We start from the raw sequence: 24,912 nt of genomic DNA, 5'->3' as shown, positions 1-24,912 counted from the left end.
CCCTACCTCCCCAGCTCTCTGCGCCGCCGGAAGCCGATCGCCGACCGGTCGCCGTTCCGCAGCCGGCCGGCGCGGTGGCCGGGCGACTCGGACCCCTTGACCAGGCCCAGCTCCCCCGCGAGACCCCACAGGGCCTGTTTCACGGTGCTGCGGTTGTCGAGTTCGTGGACGCGGCCGGCGTCCACCGCGCTCTGGAGTTCCTTGAAGTTGGCGGGGATCGCGGTGCCGGCGACGGCGGTGCCGGTGATCTTCTGAATGAGCGGGGGCTGGATCTCCGTACCGCGGCTGTGGCGGTTGACGACGACCGTCGTCTCCTCGGCCTTGCGGATCTGCAGCCGGTCCCACATCCGTACCGTGCGCTTGGCACCCCGGACCGCCACCACGTCCGGCGTGGTGACCAGCAGCGCGGTGTCGGCCATCTCCACGGCGGCCGCGCCCGCGCCGCTGAGCTGGGAGCCGCAGTCGACGACGACGATCTCGTAGCGGGAGCGCAGGGCGCTGACGATCTGGCGGGCGGCGCGGTCGGTGACCTCCTCGCCGCGTTCGCCCTCGCCGGGGGCGAGCAGCAGGGCGAGGCCGGTGTCGTGGGGGAAGACGGCGTCGGCGAGGACGCGGGGCGAGATGTCGGTGATGGTGGCCAGGTCGACGACCGAGCGGCGGAACTGGACGTCCAGGAACGAGGCGACGTCCCCGGTCTGGAGGTCCATGTCGACCAGGGCGGTGCTGCGGCCGGACGCCTGGGCGGCGAGGGCGAGTTGGATGGAGGTGAGGGTCGCACCCACGCCTCCCTTGGCCCCGCTGACCGTGACGACGGTGCCGCCGACGCCGGTGAACACGTCGCCGCCGGCGCCGAGGTGACGCCGTACGCCCACCGACCACTGGGCGACCGCCTGGACGCGGATGGCCAGCTCCTCGTACCCGAGCGGCAGGGCGATCAGGCCGCGGGCGCCGTAGTCCATGGCGGCCTGGAAGAGGCCGGGGCTGGCGTCGGAGGTGACGAGGATGACGCCGACGGCCGGGAAGCGGAGGGCGACCTCGCGGATGAGCTCCAGGGCGGGCACCGGCCCGATGCGCTCGTGGACGACGACGACCTCGGGCAGTTCGTCGATCGACTCGGCGGCGAGGCGGGCGAGGGTGTCGATGAGCTGCGTGGAGTCGGTCACCGGGGCCACCGGCTCGGCGTCCGGGAGCTGGCTGAGGAGTGTGGTGATGGACCGGACCGCGTCCGCGTCGCCGACAGCCGGGAGGATCCTCGTGGGCATGGCGGCCTCTCACTTGTCCTTGGCGAGTTCGTAGGTGCGGTCCTGCTCCGGGACGGTGGTGTCGGTGCCGGGCGCGACGAGCGCGAGCCGGACCTCCTCGGCGAACGACTCGGCGTACGTGATGCGCTGGGCGTCGACGGTGGTGAGCGCGAAGGTGATCGGGACGGCGTCGGTCTCCTGCCGGGTGTTGTCGCTCTCGTCGGGCTTGAGGGCGGTCAGCTTGCCGACGTCGAGGACCTTGGCGTTCGTCACGATGATCTTCGACTGGGCCGGGTCACCCTCCCGCTGCCCCTCGAAGGTGGCGTAGACGTTGACCGACGAACCCGGCGTGATCTTTCCCGCCACCCCGGTCGCCGCGTCGATCATGATGGCGACCTCCTGCTGCCCGGGCTGCAGGGCGGGCTGGTCGACGATCATGTCGCTCTGCAGCAGGGAGCCCGCCTTCAGCGTGGTGACGGCGATCTTGCCGCGGATCTGGGAGAGATCGGTGACGGCGGTCTCGGAGAGCCAGCGCTCGGGCATCTCGGTCTTCTCGAACTGGCCCGCGCTGAGGCTGGTGTAGGGCTGCACGTCGGACTTCAGCCGGTACGCCGTGACCTCGGGGCCGACCTTGGACTTCACGTCGTTGATGACGGACAGCACGCCGGCGAAGGCGCCGAGGGCGCACAGGACCGACAGAAGCAGGAGTATCACGCCGCGGCGCTGACGGGAGTTCATGAACCGTGCAACCTCATTGGGGGTTCGGTCGAGCGGAGTCGGTGGGTGCGGGCGGCCTTCGAGGGATTACCCGGCGGGCAGTTGGTTCTGGTACCGGTTCTGATACCGGGGTGACACAGCTGACGCCGGTGATGCTTGTGGTCCTGCCGGTGCGGGGGCCGTCGCGGAGCAGAAGACGCAGCGATCGCCGATGAGGTCGATTCCGCACCAGTGGCAGATGTTCTGCCGTACCGAGGTGACCAGTTGGTAAAGCACCGACAGGTCGGGCAGGAAACTGCAGAACTCGATCAGCTTCCCGGTCCCCCACCACCGCACGGACTCGGCCGGCAGCGGGCACTCGCGCAGTCCCTGTACGTTCCACGCCTTGGCCAGCGAGTCGTTGACCCAGTCGGACTGGAGCTGGCCTCTGGCCACCAGCATCGACGTGGCGAACTCCGGGCCCGCCAGGGTGGCCCCGGGCGCGATGCGCTCGAGCTGCGGCTGCGGATGGGCGAGCACCGCGAACTGGCTGCCCGGCACCCAGGACTTGGCGTGCGACTTCAGGCCCACGGGCACGCGGTCGAGCTTGGTGACGGTGCCGAGGAGCGCGCCCGCGTGGATGTAGTGGGTGAGCAGCCGGCCGGCCGAGGCGAGCACGCCCGGACTGAGGTCGCAGGAGGCGAGCTGCCTCAACTGACGTGCCAGGACGGCGAGTCCGAGGGGCGGCAGTTCGGGACGGAACAGGGCGATACGGTCACTCTCCAGCAGGGACCGTACGGTGTGCAGCCGCCGCTCCGTCTGCTGTGACACCGCCTGCGAGCAGACGACGATCACATGTCCGTGCTGGTCGATCAGCGACTGCAGGACGGCCAGCGACCGCTCCAGCGGCTCGCTGTCCAGGTCCGGCAGGACCACGGCGGGCATGGTCCGTTGATCCTGCGGTGGCAGCGCCATGTCGGCACTGGTCACAGCAATGGCAGTTGGCACGCGCAGCTCCCCGAATCCCATGCCCGTCGGCCCGCCCGGCCCTACCCCGGCGCACCCAGTCGACTTCACTGCGTGACTACCTGAGCACTGTATCCACGCCCCTGTGACCGGAGAACAGCGTTTCTGTGACTTCCTGGTCCTGTTGGGAGCGCAAAAGGGGGCTATTTCAGTCCAGATGGGGCGCATGTGCCACGTGATCTTTTACTGCGGGGGGAGTTGGCCCCGCAAAAGCACCCCTCCCCCTCCCGACCTCTTGACAGGTTAATTGGTCTGGACCAACTTGTACGCCAACGGTGGCCACCGTCGTCCTCTCCTCTCCTCTCCGCACCTCTCCCCCACCGGAGGCCCCAGTGGACCCCGTACCAGGCATACCCAGACGCACCCGGCTGCTGCTCCTTTCCGGAGCCCTCGCCCTCGCACTGGCCGTGGCCGGCGCGGGCCCGGCGTCCGCCGCGGACGTCAACAACGCGAAGAACGCCGGCTTCGAGTCGGGCCTGACCAACTGGACCTGTTCCGCGGGCAGCGGTACGCCGGTCTCCTCGCCGGTGCACGGCGGCTCGACCGCGCTGAAGGCGACGCCGGCCGGGCAGGACAACGCGCGGTGCGCCCAGACGGTCGCGGTGCGGCCGAACTCGACGTACACGCTGAGCGCGTGGGTGCAGGGCGGGTACGCCTATCTGGGCGCGACGGGCACGGGCACGGCGGACGTGTCGACGTGGACGCCGGACTCCACCTCCTGGAAGCAGCTGACGACGTCCTTCAAGACGGGCGCGACCACAACGTCGGTGACGGTGTACACGCACGGCTGGTACGGGCAGGCCGCGTACTTCGCGGACGACGTGTCGGTGTTCGGGCCGGATGGCGGCGGGGGCGGCGACCCGGCGCCGACGATCCCGGGGGCACCGAGCGGTCTGTCGGTGGCAGGGACCTCGGCGTCGTCGGTGTCGTTGGCGTGGAGCACGGTGCCTGGCGCGACCGGCTACACCGTCTACCGCAACGGCACGAAGGTCACGGCGGTGACGGGAACGTCGGCGACGGTGACGGGCCTGGCGGCGTCGACGTCGTACTCCTTCCAGGTCACGGCGACGAACGCGGCGGGCGAGTCGGCGAAGTCGGCGGCGGTGACGGGGACGACCACGGCATCTCCGGGCGGTGGTGATGTCTCGCTGCCGAAGCACGCAGTGACGGGCTACTGGCAGAACTTCAACAACGGAGCGACGGTCCAGAAGCTGTCCGCCGTCCAGTCCCAGTACGACATCATCGCGGTGGCCTTCGCCGACGCGACGACCACACCCGGCGCCGTGACCTTCAACCTCGACTCCGCCGGACTGGGCGGCTACACCGTCGACCAGTTCAAGGCGGACGTGAAGGCGAAGCAGGCCGCCGGGAAGAAGGTCATCGTCTCGGTGGGCGGCGAGCGCGGGACGGTGTCGATCAACGACTCGGCCTCGGCGACGAACTTCGCGAACTCGGTGTACGCGCTGATGCAGACGTACGGCTTCGACGGCGTCGACATCGACCTGGAGAACGGGCTCAACGCGACCTACATGTCGCAGGCGCTGCGGGCGTTGTCCGCAAAGGCGGGCCCGTCGATGATCCTGACGATGGCACCGCAGACCATCGACATGCAGTCCACGTCCAACGCGTACTTCCAGACCGCCCTGAACGTGAAGGACATCCTCACGGTCGTCAACATGCAGTACTACAACAGCGGCTCGATGCTGGGCTGCGACGGCAAGGTGTACAGCCAGGGATCGGTGGACTTCCTGACGGCCCTGGCCTGCATCCAGTTGGAGGGCGGGCTCGCTCCGTCACAGGTGGGGCTGGGACTGCCGGCTTCGCCGAGTGGAGCGGGGAGCGGGTATGTGTCTCCGTCCGTGGTGAACAACGCGCTGGACTGCCTGGCGAAGGGAACGGGGTGCGGGACCTTCAAGCCGGCCCGGACCTACCCGGAGCTGCGTGGGGCCATGACGTGGTCGACCAACTGGGATGCGGCTGCGGGGAATGCTTGGTCCAACGCGGTGGGGCCGCATGTGCATGGGTTGCCGTAGGGGGTTGGGGGTCTGACGGGTGCGGCAGTGCTGGGAGGCGTGCCGCACCCGTTGGCGTGGTGTGGGGTCTGATTGATCAGCCCCTCCATCGCCCGGCCTTCCGTCCGTGTAGCGTCCACCGGTCAACAACCGGCCACTTTGACGCGCCGCAGAGTGTCCGCGTTGCCTCCACCAGTATGCCGATGTGATGATTCCCGGCGTGGCGGATCAAGGGCAGAGTGAAGCGGTAGCCGGGCACATACCCAGGTCCCGTCTGTACGACTACGTCGAGATGACGGCACCGGACACCAGTGGTGAGAGCCGCCCGCCGGCAGACCCTCCCCCGGTAGTTCAATTGCCGCCGCCGCACACCTCCGACGGGCCTTCCGGGCCGCCCACCAGCCGGGCCGTCGTCCCAGAGAAGGCCGATGAAGTCGTCGGCACAGGCCGAGAGTTCGCCGCGCTGCTGGGCGAGTTCCGCCGTACCGCCGTACTCGTGCCGATCACGGAGGACGGGTCACCCCTGGCCGGAGATTTCGACGGAATCCGTTGGATCTACGCCTTCTCTAACGAGTCGACGCTGGCTCGATTCGCGATCACAAAGGGTGAGGGCGCGCGGGAGTGGCCGTATCGCCGTGTCCTGGGCGCCCGGTTGCTGGATGCCGCTGTCCCGGCCACAGGCGTTCCGTGCGGAGTTGCCCTGGACGTGGCAAGCGATGGCGACGGCGTGCTGTTCCCGCCGGTGGTAGGGATCGTGCCGACTGCGGCGGCTGTGGACGCGGAAACGGTGGACGCCTCCGAAGAGGAGTCACGGTGAGCGAGGGCGCGGGCGGGCACCGCACGGATCTGCAGGCCGTCGGGCTAGGCGAGATCGCCAAGGGCATCACGCTGACCCTGGAGGAGCTCAGGGAACTCGGCATCGACAGCCTTGCGGGGGCAGGCCGGGGCTTTGCGGAACTCGAGTTGTCCGGGCTGAAGTTGGGGCATGGCGAGCTGGCGTCGTCCTTCAAGTCGTTCTGCGAGCGCTGGGAGTGGGGCGTGCGGGCGCTCGTCGCGGAGGGGAACAACTTCGCGGAGGGGGTGAAACTCTCGGCGGGCACGTACTACGAGACGGACCAGTACGTCGAGGGCACGATGAAGATCGTCGCCAACTCGGCTACGGGCAACCCGTACGCCACCGAGGACGACGTCACGCGGATGAGCTGGCAGGAACTGAACCAGACCAGCGCGCTCGCGAACCCCGACTACAGCGCGGAGTCCTTCGAGCAGGCGTGGGAGAACAGCAAGCAGGGCGTGCAGGACGCCGGGCGGGACGTCATGACCTCGCACACGCTGGCTCCGGTGCCGGGGCTGACACCGGAGAACCTGCGCAGCGCGGCCGGGGTGAGCGACGGCGAGTACGAGCAGATACTCGATGGCTCCTTCGGACCGTCACCTGAGGAGCGGGCCGAGGCGTCTGAACAGGGACAGCAGGGCGGGGACGCCGGCTGATGGGGATCGGGGACTTCGCCGACTCCGCTCTGGGCAAGCTGGAGGACGGCATCGATGCGGGCAAGAAGCTCGCGGGCGAGGCCGTCGACGAGGGCGCGAACGCCGTCAGCGACCGCCTCGAGGACCTCGGCGCCAACGACTGGGCCGACAAGGTCGACTCCGTCGGCGACAGCATCGCCTCCGACCTCGGCGCCACCCCGGACGAGCAGCAACTCGGCCGGACGGACCAGCCCACCCAGCTGATCCACGGCGACCCGGCCGACATCAGGAACACAGCCGACCACCTGAAGGACTTCCGCACGGCGTTCGACATCGTGGGCCAGGGCATGCGGAAGCTGGACTCCTCGGCCTGGAAGGGCGAGGCCGCCGAGACCTTCCGCGAGAAGTTCGCCATGCACCCCGTCAAGTGGCTCCACGCGGCAGACGCCTGCGACAAGGCGGCCACGGCCCTGACGTCGTATGCGGACACAGTCGAGTGGGCCCAGGGCCAGGCCCGGGACGCCATCAACCTCTACAACGCGGGCAAGGAAGCCGACGACAAGGCCGCTGTCGCACGCGCCCAAGAGATCCTCGGCGAGGCCCGCCGCCAGCGCAACGACGCCGCCGGCACCGCAGCGGCGTCGGTCCGCGCCGCCCTCGCCCACGCCCCCGCCGAGCCGCCACCCCTCAAGCGGCTCAAGTCCGACTGGGACGACGGTCTCAACGCCGTCCACACCGAACTCACCCATTTCACCGGCGGCGCGTTCAAAGGCGCCGCGGGTCTGATCAACTCCGCCCGCGGGATGAACCCGCTGGACCCATACAACCTCGCCCACCCCGCCGAACACCTCCAGAACGTCAGCATGACGCTCTCGGGCCTCGTCTCCACGGCCGCCCATCCCGAGCGCGCGGCGAAGGCCGCGTGGGAGGAGTTCAAGAAGGACCCGTTGGAATTCGGCGGCCGGCTGCTGCCCGAAGCGGTCGGCACCAAAGGGGCGGGGCTGGGGCGGGGCGGACTGCAGACCACGGTCCGGGAGGGACTGGAACAGGCGGCGGGACGGGCAGCGCGCAATGACGCGAAGGGAGTCGCCGACAACTCCGCAGCGGACACCGCAAGAAACCGCCCCGAAGAGCACGACACAGCCAACCCCAGCGAGCAGGTCGAGAAAGACCTCACGGACCCGGTCGACCTCACCACCGGCAAGATGTACCTGCCGCAGACGGACGTGACACTGGCGGGCTCCCTTCCTCTCGTCTTCAAACGGCGTGTGGAGTCGGGGTACCGCTTCGGCCGCTGGTTCGGCCCTTCCTGGTCCTCGACGCTCGACCAACGCCTCGAAATCGACTCCGAAGGCGTCGTCCTCGTCACGGAGGACGGGCTGCTCCTCGTCTACCCACACCCGGCACCCGGCCTACCCACCCTCCCCAGCCACGGCCCACGCTGGCCGCTGGACCGAGAGGACGGCGGCTACACGGTCACCGACCCGCAGACACGCCGCGTCTGGCACTTCACCGACCGCGGCGACGACCTCGCGGTCCTGGAACAGATCGACGACCGCAACGGCAACTGGATCACCTTCGAGTACGACACCGAGGGCACCCCGCTCGGGATCGTCTCCAGCGCCGGCTATGACGTACGTATCTCCACGGACGCGGGCAGGGTGACAGCCCTGCGCCTGTCAGCGGCCGACCAGGTACTGATGCGCTACGGCTACACCGATGGCAACTTGACCGAAGTCGTCAACTCGTCGGACTTGCCGCTGCGATTCACGTACGACGAGGCGGGCCGCGTCACCTCCTGGACAGACACGAACGACCGCAGCTACTCCTACGATTACGACGATCAGGACCGATGCATCGCCGAGGGCGGCACGCACGGCCACATGGCCCTGCGCCTCTCCTACGACGAGACAGACCCGGACACCGGCCTGCGCGTGACCACGGCGACCACCGCCGAAGGCCACACCCGCCGCTATGTCGTCAACCACGCCTGCCAGGTGGTCGCCGAATACGGCCCCTTCGGCGCGGTCACGCGCTTCGAACGTGACCGCTACCAGCGCCTCCTCTCCCGCACCGATCCACTCGGCAGACGCACTACGTTCCGCTACGACGAGACAGGCAACCTGCTCAGCCTGACCCGCCCCGACGGGCGCGATGCGAGAGCCGAGTACAACGAGCTCGGCCTACCGGTGAAGGTGGTGAGGACGGACGGTACGGTCGTCCGCCAGACGTACGACGAACGCGGCAACCGCATGTCTGTGACCAACCCTGCAGGCCAGACCACCCGGTTCACGTACAACGAGGCGGGCCATCTGACCTCGGTGACCGACCCGCTCGGATCCACGACGACTGTCGTGTGCGACCGCGCAGGTCTCCCCCTTGCGATCTCGGACCCCCTCGGCGCGGTGACGCGCTACGAACGCGACGCCTTCGGGCGCCCGATCTCGATCACGGATCCGACCGGCGCGGTAACCCGCCTGGAGTGGACGACAGAGGGCCACCTTGCCCGACGCACAGCCGCTGATGGCACGACTGAGTCCTGGACGTACGACGGCGAGGGCAACCGCACCAGTCACACAGATCCGATGGGCGGGGTCTCGCACTTCGAGTACACCCACTTCGACTTGCTGACGTCCCGCACGGGACCGGACGGGGCGCGCTACAAGTTCGACCACGACCTGGAACTGCGGTTGACCAAGGTGACCAACCCGCAGGGCCTGACGTGGACTTACCACTACGATGCGGCCGGACGCCTGGTCACGGAGACCGACTTCGACGACCGCTCACTCACGTACACATATGACGCAGCCGGGCGTCTGGCCTCCCGCGCCAATGCCCTCGGCAACACCGTGACTTTCGAGCGCAACGAGTTGGGTCAGGTGGTCCGCAAAGAGACAGCCGGCTGGCCGACGACACAGGTCACGACGTACGCGTACGACATGACCGACCAACTCGCGCAGGCAACCGGCCCGAACGGCACCACGCTTACCCTGCTCCGGGACCGCTTCGGACGCGTGTGCTCGGAGACGGTCGACGGTCGCGAACTGACCTACGCCTACGACGAATGGGGACGCCGAACCGGCCGCACGACTCCCACTGGCGCGACGACGACGTGGTCCTACGACGCGGCAGGCCATCGCACCGGAATGGTGGCTTCTGGCCGCTCCATCGACTTCACGTACGACGTGGCTGGCCGCGAACTTGCCCGTCACATCGGAGACACGATCGCCCTGGAACAGGGCTTCGACGAGCTCGGTCGTCTGTCAACCCAATCGGTGACGGGAGCGGGCAACCGCACGGTCCAGTTCCGCGCATACACCTACCGCGCCGACGGCAGCCTGACCGGCATCGACGACCAACTCTCCGGCACACGACGCTTTGAGTTGGACACGGCTGGCCGGGTGACCGCGGTGCACGCGGCGAACTGGACGGAGACATACGCCTACGACGCGGCGGGCAACCAGACCTCCGCCTCCTGGCCGGCGGGTCACCCCGGCGGGGAGGCGACCGGCGCCCGCGAGTACACGGGCACCCTCATCACCCGCGCGGGCAACGTCCGCTATGAACACGACGCCCTCGGCCGCATCACTCTGCGCCAGAAGACTCGCCTGTCCCGCAAGCCGGACACCTGGCGATACGAGTGGGACGCCGAAGACCGCCTGACCTCCGTCACTACCCCGGACAGCACCCAGTGGCGCTACACCTACGACCCGCTGGGCCGCCGTACGGCGAAACTCCGTCTGGCCGCCGACGGCGAAACGGTCGTCGAGCGCGTGGTGTTCACCTGGGACGGCACAACTCACTGCGAACAGACCACCACATCTCCCGACCTGCCCAACCCGGTCATTCTCACCTGGGATCACCAGGGCCTGCGTCCGATCGCCCAGACCGAACGCATCGCCGTCGCCGACGCCCCACAGGAGGAAACCGACTCCCGCTTCTTCGCGATTGTCACCGATCTGATCGGCGCCCCCACCGAACTCGTCGATGAACAAGGCGACATCGCCTGGCTGCGACGGAGCACCCTGTGGGGCACCACCGCATGGGCCGCGAACAGTACGACGTACACGCCCCTACGCTTCCCGGGCCAGTACTACGACCCCGAGACAGGCCTCCACTACAACTACTTCCGCCATTACGACCCCGAAACCGCCCGCTACCTCACCCCTGACCCTCTCGGCCTCGCCCCCTCCCCCAACCCCACCGCGTATGTCCATAACCCCCACACCTGGAGCGACCCTCTCGGACTCGCTCCAGAGGGATGCCCTGAAGAAGAGCACCTGTTTCGAGGCACCACGAGAGAGTTCAACGCAAGCGAGGGCACACAAAATTCGGGATTCACGCCCACATCAACAGACCCTGGTGTGGCAGCAGCGTTCGCTAGACACTCAGAACAATTTGGTGAAGCCATAGTTCAGGTCATCCCTCGGAGTGCACTTGAAGGAATTGAAACCATGAGGGGATTCATTCGGGCCGAGGCGGAAGTCGGCGTAAACCTTCCCGCGACCGAACTGGCCCATAGGGCTGCCGTAGAATTGCCGGTCAGTGCCGCCACCGATATCCTCAAGGATATGGGCATCCATATACCCAGAGTAAAAACTTATGACGGCATCACCGACGCTCTAGAATGGGATATACCAAAACTCACACCGGAACAAGTAAAGCAATTCGTCTCGGAGGCTTACCAGCATGGATGACGCTACGGTGGGAAAGTTGCAGATCTACTCGGTCGAAGAAAGGGGAGTTAGCTCCGCTACATGTATTATCCGGTGTATTGGCGGCGTCGTACACACCGGAGAACACTTCAGCATCGAATCGGACACGCCCCCAAACGCGGCCATGGCACCCATAATCCTTGACTGGATTAATCGCTACGAGCAGCTGGTGGATTTTATCGATCCGCCCCACAGTGCCAAAGTCCAATTGTCGGGGAAGGCGGTTGTCGGCCTGGAGAGAGGGGTCACGCTCGCATCCATTGGGGCGGACGACTCATAGTCGAACCATCAGGCCCTGGTGCTGTTTGGACGTTCGGCGGGCTTCGCTGCTACCCGGAAGTCTGAGCGAGCCTAATCTTGACCCATTCTTCCGTGAAGGATTGAAAGCAGCATGTCGTTCGGGCCTCCGCCCACCGGATTCGGGCCTCCCGCATCACCCGCCTGGACCCCGCCGACCGAGGTCGAGCAGGCCCTCTTCAAAGCCAAGTCCGGCGACGACTGGGCGGCGTACTTCGCCACGCTCGCGGAGAACCGGCTCTTCTTCGAGGTACGGCGGGACAAGGTGGATGACGGCGCGAGCGGGACGTACCCCGTCTTCGGGTTCGATCCGCGAGCGGGCGGCCCGATCTGGGCGATGTACACCGCGGGAATGCTTCCCGCTCCGGAGCCGAATCGGGTCTTCAACTGGAACACCCTCAAGTGGTTCGCCCGGGTGTGGGTGCCCACCGATCCGCCGACGATCGTGGTCAATCCCGGCAGTCCCTGCGAGGCATTTCTCCCCGCCGCGCCGCCGCACTCCGCAACTTGGGCTCAGTACTCCCGAGGCGAAGACGATCCGGAGCCGTCCTTGCGCCTGCGTACCCTCGGCGTGGGCGGCCCGCTTCACGGCCCTGTCGCCCACGGGCTCGCTTGCGGAGCCCTCCTTTGCGTCAACAACGGCTCCTGGTGGAACGCCATGGCCTGGCACGGCTCCGGCTATCCCAACGAACGCAAACGACTGCGCGAGTGGTGGGGCATCACCACCCGTGAAGAGTGGCTGTCCGCGCTGAGCGGCCTACTGGCCTGCGAATCACACAGCTCAGTGTGGGAGTTCACCCTCCGACTGCGCCGCACCATCGCCCGTGACTTCGGCGGTCACGTCGACGCTGGGTACTGGCGACAGGCCGCCGCCAACGTCATCCGCGCCAACTCCGCGGGCTCGGTCATGGTTACCGACGACGGCGTCACCAAGACCGGGCCACGGCCCGAATCCGAGACCGAAGCCCGGATTGAAGGTGTGCAGCGGCTGATCGGACGTATCACTCGATACGAGGCCCGGATGCGCGCCGACGGGGTGCTCGACGAGGGCCGGTACGTCACCTCCGTCGACGCCTGGGATCTCGGCCGGGCCTCGAAGATGGCGCGGTGGGGGCTCGGGGCCCGGTTCGGCACCGTGAAGGAAGCCGAGTCCGCCGTCATCCAGGCGGGGCATAACGCAGCGCGCGAATACCGCTCCTGGCAGGACTTCTCAGCCGGCTACATCCTCGGGCGGTGCCTGCACTTCGACGACGAGGAGTTCGGGGACTGGTATCAGGACATGGTCAGCGCCCATCGAATCCTGATGTCCGAGCCCGGTAGTCCCTGGCTCAACATCCCCTTCCGATAGGCCGTCCGTACGACGCCGCGCTCGCCCTCGGCAGCGTCGCCCACATCCGCGTACCGCCGCCGGGTTCTCGGGCCTCGCCGAAGCCCCACGTGCCGTCGCAGGCACGGCAGACGCAGGCCAGGACGCGGAGGGCTGCGCGTCGGCGGGTGTCGCAGGCGGTGGCGAGGTGGGGTTGGGTGTGGCGGGGGTGGCTGTCGTAGGCGATCAGGCGGAGGGTGGAGGAGCGGTAGCGGAGGGAGAGGTAGAAGGTTGGGGACTCCGTGAACTGGGCGGCTGTTGCGGTGAGTTCGCCTACTGCTTGTAGGGCCGGGTCCAACATGTCTTGCAGGTTGTGAGCCCTCAGGATCTCCCTCGTCGCCGCTCTCGCCAGCGCGGGGCTGGCCAACGCGGCCGGGAGCGTGAAGCTGTAGGACAGGGTTTCGGGGACGGGGGCGGTGGGGTCGGCCGCGAAGGTGGGGGCCACGGGGCAGCGGGAAATGGGCATGGCGGGACTCCTTCGGATACGTGCGTGGACTGTCATGTGTCGTGTGGTGGCGGGTCGGTGGCTTGTCTCCCTGGCGCGGGCCCACCCCTCCCAGGGGAGGAGGTTGCGGGCAGGCTCACGCGATGCGCTTCCGGTTGCCGGGTGTAGCTGACGCGCTACTCAATGTACCGAAGGCGGGGGCTATTTTGTTCCCTTGTGGTGAAAGTTGGATCCTTCCGTGCTTCCGCCGCGCGGTCAGGCGGCAGACTTCATACGACCGCGCGCGGAAGGATCGGCATGGCAGCGAGGACTTCACCGACGGAGCGTCAGAAGCGACTTGGCGCTGAGTTGCGCAGAATGCGCATGTCAGCGGGCATGACGGCGGAGTACGCCGCCGGGCTGCTTGGAGTGGACCGGGCCAAGATCTCCAACATCGAGACGGGTGTCCGCGGCATCAGCGGGGAGCGCGTGCGTACCCTCGCCTGCAACTGCGACTGCCAGGACGAGCGGTACGTCGATGCACTGGTCGAGATGGCCCGCACCGGCCAGCGAGGCTGGTGGGACAAGTACCGCGGAGCGCTTCCCAAAGGGCTACTGGACATCGCCGAGTTGGAGGCGAACGCCGTCCGGATGCGGGCCGTCTACTCCGTGCACATCCCGGGGCTGTTGCAGACTTCCGACCACGCACTCGCCATCTTCCGGGTGGTCATTCCGGAGCTGCCGCACCACGAGGTCGCCCTGCGTCTTGCTCACCGCGTGGAACGGCAGAAGGTGCTGGACGGCGACAACGCGCCCGACTTCGTCGCCATCGTGCATGAGGCCTCGCTCCGGATGCGGTTCGGCGGACCGGAGGTCGCCAGAGCTCAACTCGACTATCTGGTCAAGAAATCCGAGCAGGACAACGTGACTCTCCTGGTCATCCCGTTCGAGGCAGGTGCGTTTCCCGGGGCCGGGCAGACCGTGCTGTACGCGGAGGGACCCGTGCCGCAGCTGGACACCGTTCAGATCGACAACTCTCACGGACCTGATTTCCTGTACGCGGAGGCGCAGTTGGCGAAGTACCGTGCCCACCTGGACTGGATGGAGGGCATCGCCCTGTCGCCTGCGGCGTCGCGCGACTTCATCCGGGGCATCGCCACCAACCTGTGAGGAGAAGCCCGATGATCGCGATCACTTGGGAGGAGCCGTTCTGTGGTGAGGGAAACTCCTGCTTCCGCCTCGGCACCGACCCCAACGGCAACGCCTACATCGCCATAGCCGGCTCCGAGGACGCCTACCTCACCGACTCCCGCGAAGCGCTCCGCACGATGATCCTCGACATCAAGGCAGGGAAGGCGGACCACCTCCTCTGACCCCGCCCCGACCTACCCCATCGGCCGGTAATACCCCAGCACCGCCGGCAACTGCCCGAACCACTCCCCCAGCAGCTCCCTCGGTTTCGCGTCCACAACGCACTCGACGCCGCCGTCGACGTGGACGACCGCCATCATGAGGGACTTGCCCGAAGGGCTCGCCTTGTAGTGGACGCTGCGGACCTCCGGCCAGGGGAACTCGGCCTCGTGGCCGTTGATCTCGAAGACGACGCCCGAGGCCTCGATCGCGATCGAGCTGTGGCGGTCGACCGCGAGGAAATCCGGACCCGTTACGACGGGCTGGGGCGGCGGCGCGTACGCGTACTGCGGGGGCGGTGGGCCGAAACCGGGTGGGGGCTGGTGGCCGTACGGCGGCTGCGGTCCGTTCGTCGCCCCGTGGTTCATGGTCTGTCCGCTCCTCGCGCCGCACCGATGGGTCGGACGCAACCTACCCGTCCGTGCCCCGGCAGAGCCTCCCGCCGAGCAGCCCGTGAAGTCGTCGTGAAACATTTCCGGGGGCCCACCGCATCAATAAGGGTGAGGGCACAGTCGGGGCGCAGCGCAGGGGGAGCACATGAGGAAGGTCCTGGCGGATCAGTACGCGGAGTTCGCCGCGGCGCGCGCGGCGCATCTGTACCGGTCCGCGTGTCTGCTCACCGCGGGGGACACGCATCTCGCCGAGGACCTGGTGCAGGAGACCCTGGGCCGGCTCTACATCAGCTGGCACCGGGTGGCCCGCGTCGGCAACCCCGCCGGGTACGCGCAGACCGTCCTCACCCGGACCTTCCTCACCCACCAGCGGCGCCGCAGCAGCACCGAGCGGGCCACGGACGTGCTGCCCGAGCGGGCCGACGGCGCCCACGGCGACGTCCCGCTGCGGCTGACCCTGATGGAGGCGCTGGCGCGGCTGCCCGCCAAGGACCGGGCGGTGGTCGTCCTGCGGTACTGGGAGGACCGGTCCATCGAGGAGACCGCCGACGCGATGGACGCCAGCTCGGCCGCCGTACGCACCCGCTGCACCCGTGCCCTGGGGAGACTGCGCGAGCTCCTCGGCGAGGACCTCGCCGAGTACGTCAGTCCCTGACCCACGGTTGACCCACAGTTCACCAACGACCTTCGCCAGCCTCCAACCTCCCACCTCCCACCTCCAACCACGCCGAAACGGTGGTTTGCCATGCCCGTAGAACAGCACAGCGACCCCTTCGAGGACCGGCTCGGCACCGCGCTGCGTCAGGCCGGACACTCCTTCGACCCCGACGACGGCGCCGCGCTCGCCGCCGCCGGACACGCCCGCGGCCGCAGGCTCCGGTTGCGGCGGCGCCGGGCCGCGGTCGCGGGCGGGGCCGCGAGTCTCGCGCTCGTCGGGGTGGGCGGGGCACTGCTCCTGCCCGGTGACGACTCCCAGGAGCCTCAGCAGCGCTCCGTGGCCACCGGGACGACCGCCGCCCCGACACCGACCACCACGCCTCTGCCCCTCTCCAGGGCCGACATGATCCGTACGCTCCAGGAGTTGCTCCCCGAGGGTCAGTTCGGCGAATCCGACGCGCGCGGCACGGGCGAGGAGCTGCCGCCGTACGCACGTGTCGTGTTCGACGACGGCAAGGGCGCCGCGAGCATTTCCATGAGCCTCGACCGGATCGAGCCGGGGAGCGACCATGCCCGGCAGATCGTCGAGTGTCCCGACAAGGTGCTGACGCCGTACGACAGTTGCAGCTCCAGCAGGCTGGCGGACGGGTCGCTGCTCAAGATCTTCAAGGGGTACGAGTATCCCGACCGGCGCGTCGACACCAAGCTGTGGACCGCCGATCTCGTGACGCCGGACGGGCACTACGTCGCCGTGAGCGAGTGGAACGCGGCGGCCGAGAAGGACGCGCCGGTCAGCAGGCCCAACCCGCCGCTGTCGAAGGCGCAGTTGGAGGCGCTGGTGTCGGCCGGTGTGTGGCGGCAGGTCGTCGACGCGATGCCCGCGGACTCCGCGAAGCCGGATCCCTCGGTGACGGAGACCGTTCCGGCGGGTGCCGACGGAGCCGCCGTCGGGCAGACCCTCGCCGATCTGCTTCCCGAGGGAGTGGAGGTGGTCGCCAAGGGCGGCCAGGACACCGAGTACGCCTATCTCGTCGTCGATGACGGCAAGGGCAAGAGCTTCGTCCAGGTCAACGTCCAGCCCGACATGCGGGATGTAGCGGACCAGCTCTACGGCTCCGGCTCCGAGACGCTGCCGGACGGTACGCGGGTGACCGTCCGGCAGGGCCCGGGCGACGACAAGGCCGGGTCAGGTGTCGTCATGTGGACCGCCGACACCATGCGGGCGGACGGTTTCCGCGTCGTGATCAGCGCCTTCAACGCCGGTGGCCAGAACCGCGACGCGACCCGCGAGACGCCCGCCCTCACCGTCGAGCAGCTTCGGAAGATCGCCCTCAGCCCGAAGTGGGACGCGCTGCGTTAAGGGCTCAGAAGAACTCCGCCCACGGCTGGTCCCAGATCTGCTTCACGCACAGGACCAGGAACAGCAGGCCCGCGATCGCCAGCATCGCGTTGCTCAGGGGACCGTTGCGCCACTCCCGCGGGGTGCGGGCGGTGTTCAGCAGCCACATCAGCGTGCCGGCCAGGAAGGGGAGGAAGGCGGCGCCTAGTACGCCGTAGAGGATGATCAGGCGGAACGGCTGGCCCTCGAAGAGCAGCACGATCGGCGGGAACGTCAGCCACAGCAGGTACGCGCGGAAAGGCCATGACTTCTCGCGCTCGCCCGACGCGACCTCCTCGCCCCCTGCCTCCCCGCGCGAGCGGTAGCGCGCCACGAAGTCCGCGAACATCAGGCTCACGCCGTGCCAGACGCCGATCAGGGACGTGAAGGAGGTGGCGAAGAAGCCGATCAGGAAGAACTTGGCGGTCGCCGTGCCGTACTCGTCCTCCAGGATGTCGCTGAGCTGGATCAGACCCTTGTCCCCGCTGGCGATGGCGACGTTGGCGGAGTGGAGGAGTTCCGCGCCCACGAAGAGCATCGAGACGACGAAGATGCCGGTGGTGGCGTAGGCGACACGGTTGTCGAGGCGCATCACCTTCATCCACCCCGTGTTGGTCCAGCCCTTGGCGTTGACCCAGTAGCCGTACGCGGCCAGCGTGATGGTGCCGCCGACGCCGCCGATCAGGCCGAGGGTGTTGAGGATGGAGTCCTTCTCGTCGGGGAGGACGGGGAGGAGGCCGGCGAAGGCGTCGCCGAGGTTCGGGGTGACGCGGATCGCGAGGTAGACCGTCACCACGAACATGACGCCCACCAGGACCGTCATGACCTTCTCGAAGACCGCGTACTTGTTGAACCAGACGAAGACCAGGCCGACCAGGCCGCACGCGATGCCCCACCACTTGAGGTCCATCACGTCCGGGAACAGCGCCTGGAGCGGCAGCGCGCTGGACGACATCGCCGCGGCGCCGTAGACGAAGCCCCAGATCACGACGTAGACGACGAAGAACCAGGTCGTCCAGCGGCCGAGGCTCGCCCAGCCTTCGAAGAGGGTGCGGCCGGTGGACAGATGCCAGCGGCCCGCCGCCTCGGCGAGGGAGATCTTGACGAGGCAGCCGATGACGGCGGCCCACAGGAGGGTGTAGCCGAAGTTGCTGCCCGCGATGAGAGTGGCCACGAGGTCACCGGCGCCGACGCCCGTGGCGGCGACGACGATTCCCGGGCCGATGTACTTCCAACTGGACTTGCGGGGTGCTGAGGTGGCTGCCGTCCCTGTCGCTGTGTTGTCCGTGGTGTCCGCCATGCCGATCAAGAAAGCGCAAAGCGGACGCGGGCACAAGGGGGCGTGCGGTGAAGGAAAACGGTGGTCCGGGACGGGCCCCGGAGGCTGGGCGTGCCGCCGGGGCCCGGGCTGTGGTTCCGGGGTGGGCAGCCCGGCACGGTCGTCCCGGGCGTTCGGAACCCGCGGATGTTACGGCTGTCGCCGACCGCAGCCGTCGGACCCGCACGTGCCGAGCTCGAACCAGACGGTCTTGCCCGGCCCGTCCTGGTGGCAGCCCCAGCGCAGGGCGAGCGCATCCACCAGGAACATCCCCCGGCCGCTCTCCGAGGCGCCCGCGGCGAGCACCTGGGGAGTGCGGCGGCCGGAGTCCGCGACCTCGCAGCGCAGGACGCCGTGGGCGGCGGTCAGGGTGAGCCTGAAGCGGCTCGCGGAGTGCAGCAGGGCGTTGGTCGCCAGCTCGCTGACCAGGAGCTCCGCCGCGTCCAGCACCTCCTCGCGGTCCGCCAGTCCCCATCCTTCCAACTGCCTGCGGACCTCGGCGCGAGCCTCGCGGACGGCGGAGGGGCGGGGGTCGTACTCGACGCTCAGATGACCTGCTCCCAGGGGAGGTTGGGGGAAGGCGCCGTATCTGGAGTCGGGGTCCGGGAGGGATCCCCCGGAGAGTTGCAGCATGCTTTCAGGGTGGCCTCCCCGGGCCGGTCAGGCACGGGGAGGACTACCCGATTCCGTACCTGTACGGCTGATTCCGTGGGTACGGCTACGCGGTTGCGTGGGTACGGCTACGCGTACTGGAGGCGGACCGTCGACCCGGCGCCCTCGTCGTGGACGTCGACGTACGCGCACACCTGGCGGGCGAACCACAGTCCCTGTGCGGGGTCGAGCTCGTCGGTGGGCGGCGGGACGAAGCCGGCGAGGGGGTCGTCGACGCGGCGGGCCGTGCGCAGTTCGCAGACGCAGGACGGGGCCTCGCCCCACAGGAGCGTGCGCGATGCGGGCCGGGTCCTCGTACGCGCCGGTGCCGGGGTGGGTGCGGCGGGCCGCGTCGATGATGGCGGGGCCGGCGGTACGGGTGTCGTAGGCGCACAGGGCGGTGGTGGCGAACGGGGCGAAGAGGAGGTTGGCGAGGGCCTCGTAGCGGATCCACTCGGCGGACTCGCGCGGGGAGCGGCCGGCTCGGCCGTTCCATACGGGTTCCATGAGGAGGTGGATGCGGCCGGCGGGGGCGGCGTGTGCGGCGAGGTAACCGGCGCCTTGCGCTATCGCGTTGGCGGCGGATCCCGTGTACCAGTCGGTGTGCGGGACGAGGGCGACGTTCTTGGCGTCGGGGCCGAGGGCGTTGTGCAGGAGGTCCAGCTTGTCGGGGGCGGCGATGGCTACGGGTGGGGGTTCGTTGGTTGCGGTGAGGCCTTCGGTGAGGAAGGGGAGGGCGGTGGCGAGGAAGTCGTCGTCGGCGCCGAAGACGGTCATGCGGTGGTCGAAGGGGTGGGGGGTGGGGGCGGGTTCGGGGGTCACGTGGGTCGTACCTTTCGTGCGGTGGGTGTGACGGTGCGGTGGGTGGGGGCCGGCGGGGGTGGGTCGCGCAGCCCGGCGCTGCGGGGTGCCGCGCCTCTTTGGGTCGGGAGCCGCCCCAGCGGCACGACTGCCCGCAGCTAGGGCGGCTACGGCTCGTCAGCGTTGGGCTGTTACCCAGGCGGCGATCTGGCTGCGGTTGTTGAAGCCGAGTTTGGTGAGGATGCGTTCCACATGGCCTTCGGCGGTGCGGCGGGCGATCACCAGGCGGTCGGCGATCTGTTGGTTGGCGAGGCCTTCGGCGACGAGTTCGGCGACCTGGGCCTCTCGGCGGGTCAGGCGGACTTCGGGGGTGGTGTTCGACGGGGTGCGGGCGGCGGGGTGTTCGGGGAGGCCGGGTTCCTGGAGGGCGTAGCCGACGATCTCGGTGAGGCCGAGGGCGGCGCCTCGGTCGTAGGCCTGCTGGAAGGAGGACCGGCCGACCGCGTCGAGGGCGCGGCGTTCGCTGTCGAGGCGGGTGGTGCTCAGGGCGGGCGAGCCCCAGCGGTCGCGGTCGACGGCGGTCCAGACGCGGTCGGCGCCGCCGAGCAGGACGGCGGCGCGTTCGTGGGCGCCGCCCTGGGTGGCGATGAGGGCGGCCAGGTCGAGGGTGAGGGCGAGGCCGAGGACGTCGTGGAGGGCGAGTTTGAGGCGGAGGGCCTCACGGATGTGCCGTTCGGCGCGCGGCCAGTCCCGCTTCACGGTGTGGGCGAGGGCGAGCATCCGCAGGACGTAGGAGCGCACCCATTCCTCGCCGTGTTCCTCGCAGAGACGCAGGGCCCGGCGGCAGACGTCGACGGCCCGGTCCGCCTGTCCCAGGAAGCCGAGGGCGCAGGCGAGTCCGACCTGGTCGAGGCCGACGAGGCTGAGGTGCTGGCCGGGGACGGGGCCGCGGGCGACGCCCGCCTCGAAGTGGGCCAGCGCGGCGGGGAGGTCGTCGGCGAAGAGCCGGATGACGCCGATGACGTAGTCGGCGTGGGCGGCCTCGGCCGTGTCGCCCAGCCGTCTGGCCAGGGCGCGGGCCTCCTCGGCTCTGCGGCGGCCCCCGGTGAGGTCCTCGGGGCACCCGGCGAGCAGCCCGGCGACCCACAGGCCCCGGGCCCGCTCGCGGGTGGGCCCGGGGTTGGCGTCGAGGGCGCGGTCGAGCCAGTAACGGCCCTCGCGGGGGGCGCCGCAGGCGTGCCAGTAGAACCAGAGGGTGCCGGCGAGACGGAGTCCGGCCAGGGCCTCCCCCGGCGCCGTGAGGCTGAAGTCCAGCGCCGCCCGCAGGTTGTCCCGGTCGGCCCGCAGCCGGGCCACGATCTCCCGTTGGCCGGGACCGAACCAGGCCCGTTCGCAGGTGGTGGCGAGGGCCTGCATGCGGTCGCGGTGGCGGCGGCGGGTGGCGGGTTCCTCGCCCGGCAGCTGCCGTAGTCGGTCCAGACCGTAGTGGCGCAGGGTGTCCAGGAGCCGGTAGCGCACGCCGTCCGGGCCGGGCTCGCGGCACAGTACCGACTTGTCGACCAGGCCGGCGACGGCCTCCAGGACGTCGTAGGACTGGATCCGCTCGCCGTCGGCGCAGACCACCTCGGCCGTCTCCAGGTCGAAGCCGCCGGCGCAGACCGACAGCCGGGCCCAGACCAGCTGTTCGCGCGAGGTGCACAGGTCGTGGCTCCAGTCGACGGCCGCGCGCAGTGTCTGGTGGCGGGGCAGGACGGCGGGGCTGCCGGCGTTCAGGAGGCGGTAGCGGTCGTCGAGGCGTTCCAGGAGCTGTTCGACGCCGAGGACGCGCATGCGGACGGCGGCGAGTTCGATGGCGAGCGGGAGGCCGTCGAGGCGGTGGCACAGACGGGCCACCGCGGCCCGGTTGCCGGCGGTGAGACGGAAGCCGGGGGCGACGGCGGCGGCGCGGTCGGCGAAGAGGGCGAGGGCCGGGTAGCCGTGGGCGGCGGACAGGTCGCCGTCGGGGTCGGGGACGGGCAACGGCCGTACGTCCAGGAGGTGTTCCTCGGTGAGGCCGAGGCGGTGCCGGCTGGTGGCGAGGACGCGGACGCCGGTGGTACCGCGCAGCAGGGCGGCGGCGAGTTCGGCGCAGGCGGACAGCAGGTGTTCGCAGTTGTCGACGACGAGGAGGAGGCGCCGGTCCCGTACGTGGGCGACGAGGGCGTCCAGCGGTGGCCGGTCGGAGTGGTCGTGCAGGCCGAGGGCGGCGGCGGCGGCGAGCGGGACGAGCGCCGGGTCGTACAGGTCGGCCAGGTGCATGAAGCGCACGCCGTCGGGGAAGGCCCGCTCGACGCGGGCCGCGATGCGCACGGCGAGGCGTGTCTTGCCGACGCCGCCGGGTCCGGTCAGCGTGACCAGCCGCGCCCGGGCCAACAGCTCGCGGCCGTCGGCCTGTTCGCGGCGCCGGTCGACGAAGCTGGTGGTCTCGACCGGCAGCTGACCGTCCCGTCCTGGCGCTGATCCGCCCATGATCAGCCTCCCGTTGCCGAATCCTCACTTTCTCCGGAGTCCGGCATATATGCACGCGGGGGTCACACCCGCGGGTGCACTTCACCGGGGACCGCACTTCAGGGCGCCAACGCGGGTACACTGCATGGCTTTTCCTACCGACCACTTCACGCCATCGCGTCTTTATTCACTCTTGACCTGCTCATGCCATACGCCGACGATGAGCGGCACACCCGCACCAGTTCGTCGCTGAACCACCCCCCGCTCCACTCCCCCCTTCCGGAGATCCCGGAAGTCCTGGAGAAACTAGGAGACTTCATGCGACTTCGCATACGAGGCTCGGGCGCCCGCCCCGGCAGACGGCGCGCCGCCGTCGCCGCCGTCGCCTCGCTGATGGCCCTCGCCCTCGCGGCCCCGCTCTCCGCGAACGCCGACAGCGCCCCGAAGGCGGCCCCGTCGGCCGACGACGTCCGCCAGTACGAGGTGCACATGCACTCGGACTCCAAGTCCCGTACGGCACTTCAGCGGTCCGGCGTGACCGTGGACGACGCCGACGACCACTCGGTCTTCGTGTCCGGACGCGCGGACCAGGTCAAGAAACTGAAGCAACTCGGCTACGACGTCACACCGATGGGCGCGGTGCCGGACCGGTCGAACGGCGAGGACGACGTACGGCTCCTCGACTTCCCCTCGGCCGACTCCCGCTACCACAACTACACCGAGATGAACGCGGAGATCACCACGCGGCTCTCGGCGTACCCGAACATCATGAGCAGGCGCGTGATCGGGAAGTCGTACCAGGGCCGGGACATCGTCGCCATCAAGATCAGCGACAACGTGGCGACGGACGAGTCCGAACCCGAGGTGCTGTTCACCCACCACCAGCACGCCCGCGAGCACCTGACGGTGGAGATGGCGCTCTACCTGATCCGCGAGCTCGGCGCGGGCTACGGCTCCGACTCCCGGGTCACCAGCATGGTCAACAACCGCGAGATCTGGATCGTGCCCGACCTCAACCCGGACGGCGGCGAGTACGACATCGCCAGCGGGTCGTACCGGTCGTGGCGCAAGAACCGGCAGCCCAACAGCGGTTCCTCGTACGTCGGTACGGACATGAACCGGAACTGGAACTACCGGTGGGGCTGCTGCGGCGGGTCGTCGGGGTCGACGTCCTCCGAGACCTACCGGGGCACCGCCGCCGAGTCGGCGCCGGAGGTCAAGGTCGTCGCCGACTTCGTGCGCAGCCGGGTGGTCGGGGGCACGCAGCAGATCACGGCGGCCATCGACTTCCACACCTACAGCGAGCTGGTGCTGTGGCCGTTCGGGTACACCACCGCCGACACGACGACCGGAATGACGGCGGACGACCGCAACGCGTTCGCGACGATCGGGCAGAAGATGGCCGCGAGCAACGGCTACACCCCGGAGCAGTCCAGCGACCTGTACATCACCGACGGGTCGATCGACGACTGGCTGTGGGGCAACCAGAAGATCTTCGCGTACACGTTCGAGATGTATCCCTCGTCCAGTTCGGGCGGGGGGTTCTACCCGCCCGACGAGGTGATCGAGCGGGAGACCGCGAACAACCGGGACGCGGTGCTGCAGTTGCTCGAGAACGCGGACTGCATGTACCGGGCGATCGGGAAGGAAGCGCAGTACTGCAGTTGAGTGCGTCGCTCTGACGTGCCGGCCGCAGGGTCCGCGCCGGGCGTGCTCACGCCCGGCGCGGGCCGGGCCGGGCCTGAGTACCCGTACTCAGTCGGCGTCCTTGTCCGCCTTCTTTGCCTCGTCCGCCTTCTCCGCGTCCGGTTCGACGTCGGCTTCCGCGTCCGGTTCGGGGGTGGCTTCCGCGTCGTCCTCGAAGTACGCGTCGAGGACCGCGTCCAACTGCGCTTCCCACTCGGCGAAACGCGCCCTGGCCGCCGCCTCGATCTCGATCGGGTACCAGCGGCGGTCGGGGGTGTGCACCGTGATGGTGAACCGCTTGCCGAAACGGGGGGACTCCGTCTCGACCGCGCCGATCTCGTCCCAGCGGAACTCGCAACTCTGGTCGTCCAGGGACAGTCGTACGCCCTTGTGGTCGGCGACGAACTTCGCGCGGCGGTCGGACGCCTCGAAGACGGGGCCGTCGGGGGTCTCCTCCTCGTCGGCCTCGTCAACCTCGCCGGAGTCGACCGACGCCTCCGGCGCCTCGGGGGCGGCCTCCTCGGCGACGGCTTCCTCCGAAGCGACCTCCTCGGTCTCTTCCGGTTTGGCGTCCGCCGGCTTCTCGCCGGACACGGGTGAGGTGAGCCCGGGGACGAAAGCCGGGTCGAATCCGGCGCCTTCCAGGGGCTGGCTGCTCGAACCTATGCGCTGCTCCACAGCGGGCAGTATGGTCGACGATCCTGTGTCGTACACAGCCAGCCCCCACTTCGTTATCAGACGCCTACAACCGGCGGCCTGGAAGGTGGCCCGGCGCTCGCAGTTCGTGGCGATGGTGTCGCTGGTGGCCCTGCGGTCGCCGAGGGCGCTGTCCCCGGAGCCTCCGTCGCAGTCGGCCGAGTCGTTGCCGCCCACGCCGTCGCGCAG

At 69.1% G+C, this 24,912-nt stretch carries 20 protein-coding genes; 10 read left to right on the top strand and 10 right to left on the bottom strand.

Annotation, left to right across the window (positions count from 1 at the left end; all coding sequences use genetic code 11):
• Positions 1-2: 2 nt before the first annotated feature.
• The 3 genes from QFZ76_RS32565 to QFZ76_RS32555 form a co-directional block, all read right to left on the bottom strand.
• Positions 3-1,262, bottom strand: a complete 1,260-nt coding sequence (locus tag QFZ76_RS32565; RefSeq protein ID WP_307677044.1) for an AAA family ATPase — start codon at positions 1,260-1,262, stop codon at positions 3-5.
• Positions 1,263-1,271: 9 nt separating this feature from the next.
• Complete coding sequence (gene cpaB / locus QFZ76_RS32560; protein ID WP_307677043.1) at positions 1,272-1,979, bottom strand: Flp pilus assembly protein CpaB; 708 nt, start codon at positions 1,977-1,979, stop codon at positions 1,272-1,274.
• 66 nt (positions 1,980-2,045) lie between these two features.
• Complete coding sequence (locus QFZ76_RS32555) at positions 2,046-2,966, bottom strand: hypothetical protein (RefSeq protein WP_307677042.1); 921 nt, start codon at positions 2,964-2,966, stop codon at positions 2,046-2,048.
• A 329-nt stretch (positions 2,967-3,295) separates the two neighbouring features.
• On the opposite strand from QFZ76_RS32555, the gene QFZ76_RS32550 reads away from it, so the two are divergent.
• The 5 genes from QFZ76_RS32550 to QFZ76_RS32530 all read left to right on the top strand — a co-directional run bounded on the left by QFZ76_RS32550 (position 3,296) and on the right by QFZ76_RS32530 (position 12,805).
• Positions 3,296-4,996, top strand: coding sequence for a chitinase (locus tag QFZ76_RS32550; RefSeq protein ID WP_307677041.1), 1,701 nt, complete (start codon positions 3,296-3,298; stop codon positions 4,994-4,996).
• A gap of 187 nt (positions 4,997-5,183) precedes the next feature.
• A complete protein-coding gene (locus QFZ76_RS32545; RefSeq protein WP_307677040.1) occupies positions 5,184-5,792 on the top strand; it encodes a hypothetical protein in 609 nt (202 codons plus the stop codon).
• On the top strand, positions 5,789-6,466 hold the full coding sequence (locus QFZ76_RS32540; protein ID WP_307677039.1) for a hypothetical protein: 678 nt from the start codon (positions 5,789-5,791) through the stop codon (positions 6,464-6,466). The genes QFZ76_RS32545 and QFZ76_RS32540 overlap by 4 nt, the downstream gene beginning before the upstream one ends.
• Positions 6,466-11,142: a putative T7SS-secreted protein gene (locus tag QFZ76_RS32535; protein WP_307677038.1), complete on the top strand. Its 4,677-nt coding sequence runs from the start codon at positions 6,466-6,468 to the stop codon at positions 11,140-11,142. The genes QFZ76_RS32540 and QFZ76_RS32535 overlap by 1 nt, the downstream gene beginning before the upstream one ends.
• Before the next feature lie 409 nt (positions 11,143-11,551).
• Positions 11,552-12,805: a DUF1266 domain-containing protein gene (locus QFZ76_RS32530; RefSeq protein ID WP_307677037.1), complete on the top strand. Its 1,254-nt coding sequence runs from the start codon at positions 11,552-11,554 to the stop codon at positions 12,803-12,805.
• Here QFZ76_RS32530 and QFZ76_RS32525 read toward each other — a convergent pair.
• Entirely contained in the window at positions 12,786-13,289 is a 504-nt protein-coding gene (locus QFZ76_RS32525) for an ATP-binding protein (RefSeq protein ID WP_307677036.1), read from the bottom strand. The two genes, QFZ76_RS32530 and QFZ76_RS32525, sit on opposite strands and share 20 nt — an antisense overlap.
• Positions 13,290-13,565: 276 nt before the next feature.
• Between QFZ76_RS32525 and QFZ76_RS32520 the strand changes: the two genes are divergently transcribed.
• Positions 13,566-14,417, top strand: coding sequence for a helix-turn-helix transcriptional regulator (locus tag QFZ76_RS32520; protein ID WP_307677035.1), 852 nt, complete (start codon positions 13,566-13,568; stop codon positions 14,415-14,417).
• 11 nt (positions 14,418-14,428) lie between these two features.
• Positions 14,429-14,620: a hypothetical protein gene (locus tag QFZ76_RS32515; protein ID WP_307677034.1), complete on the top strand. Its 192-nt coding sequence runs from the start codon at positions 14,429-14,431 to the stop codon at positions 14,618-14,620.
• A gap of 12 nt (positions 14,621-14,632) precedes the next feature.
• Here QFZ76_RS32515 and QFZ76_RS32510 read toward each other — a convergent pair whose 3' ends face one another.
• On the bottom strand, positions 14,633-15,025 hold the full coding sequence (locus QFZ76_RS32510; RefSeq protein WP_307677033.1) for a hypothetical protein: 393 nt from the start codon (positions 15,023-15,025) through the stop codon (positions 14,633-14,635).
• 169 nt (positions 15,026-15,194) lie between these two features.
• Between QFZ76_RS32510 and QFZ76_RS32505 the strand changes: the two genes are divergently transcribed.
• Positions 15,195-15,704 (top strand): SigE family RNA polymerase sigma factor, encoded by a 510-nt coding sequence (locus QFZ76_RS32505; RefSeq protein ID WP_307677032.1) that lies wholly within the window; start codon positions 15,195-15,197, stop codon positions 15,702-15,704.
• Between the two features lie 90 nt (positions 15,705-15,794).
• Positions 15,795-17,066, top strand: a complete 1,272-nt coding sequence (locus QFZ76_RS32500; RefSeq protein ID WP_307677031.1) for a hypothetical protein — start codon at positions 15,795-15,797, stop codon at positions 17,064-17,066.
• Between the two features lie 4 nt (positions 17,067-17,070).
• Here the strand turns inward: QFZ76_RS32500 and QFZ76_RS32495 are convergent, their stop codons facing one another.
• From QFZ76_RS32495 to QFZ76_RS32480, 4 genes are all read right to left on the bottom strand, one after another.
• Positions 17,071-18,384, bottom strand: a complete 1,314-nt coding sequence (locus tag QFZ76_RS32495) for an Nramp family divalent metal transporter (protein ID WP_307677030.1) — start codon at positions 18,382-18,384, stop codon at positions 17,071-17,073.
• Between the two features lie 168 nt (positions 18,385-18,552).
• Positions 18,553-19,035 (bottom strand): ATP-binding protein, encoded by a 483-nt coding sequence (locus QFZ76_RS32490; RefSeq protein WP_307677029.1) that lies wholly within the window; start codon positions 19,033-19,035, stop codon positions 18,553-18,555.
• Between the two features lie 27 nt (positions 19,036-19,062).
• On the bottom strand, positions 19,063-19,875 hold the full coding sequence (locus QFZ76_RS32485; RefSeq protein WP_307677028.1) for an MEDS domain-containing protein: 813 nt from the start codon (positions 19,873-19,875) through the stop codon (positions 19,063-19,065).
• A 156-nt stretch (positions 19,876-20,031) separates the two neighbouring features.
• On the bottom strand, positions 20,032-22,362 hold the full coding sequence (locus QFZ76_RS32480) for a LuxR C-terminal-related transcriptional regulator (protein ID WP_307677027.1): 2,331 nt from the start codon (positions 22,360-22,362) through the stop codon (positions 20,032-20,034).
• A 297-nt stretch (positions 22,363-22,659) separates the two neighbouring features.
• Here QFZ76_RS32480 and QFZ76_RS32475 point away from each other — a divergent pair, with 297 nt between their 5' ends.
• On the top strand, positions 22,660-24,009 hold the full coding sequence (locus tag QFZ76_RS32475; RefSeq protein WP_307677026.1) for a M14 family metallopeptidase: 1,350 nt from the start codon (positions 22,660-22,662) through the stop codon (positions 24,007-24,009).
• Between the two features lie 87 nt (positions 24,010-24,096).
• Here the strand turns inward: QFZ76_RS32475 and QFZ76_RS32470 are convergent, their stop codons facing one another.
• Positions 24,097-24,900, bottom strand: a complete 804-nt coding sequence (locus QFZ76_RS32470) for a hypothetical protein (RefSeq protein ID WP_373464380.1) — start codon at positions 24,898-24,900, stop codon at positions 24,097-24,099.
• Positions 24,901-24,912: the final 12 nt, after the last annotated feature.

The organism is Streptomyces sp. V4I2, from assembly GCF_030817655.1.
Lineage (GTDB): Bacteria > Actinomycetota > Actinomycetes > Streptomycetales > Streptomycetaceae > Streptomyces > Streptomyces plumbiresistens.
Note: the sequence above shows the minus strand (reverse complement) of the source record. Positions and strands in the feature narration are given on the sequence as shown.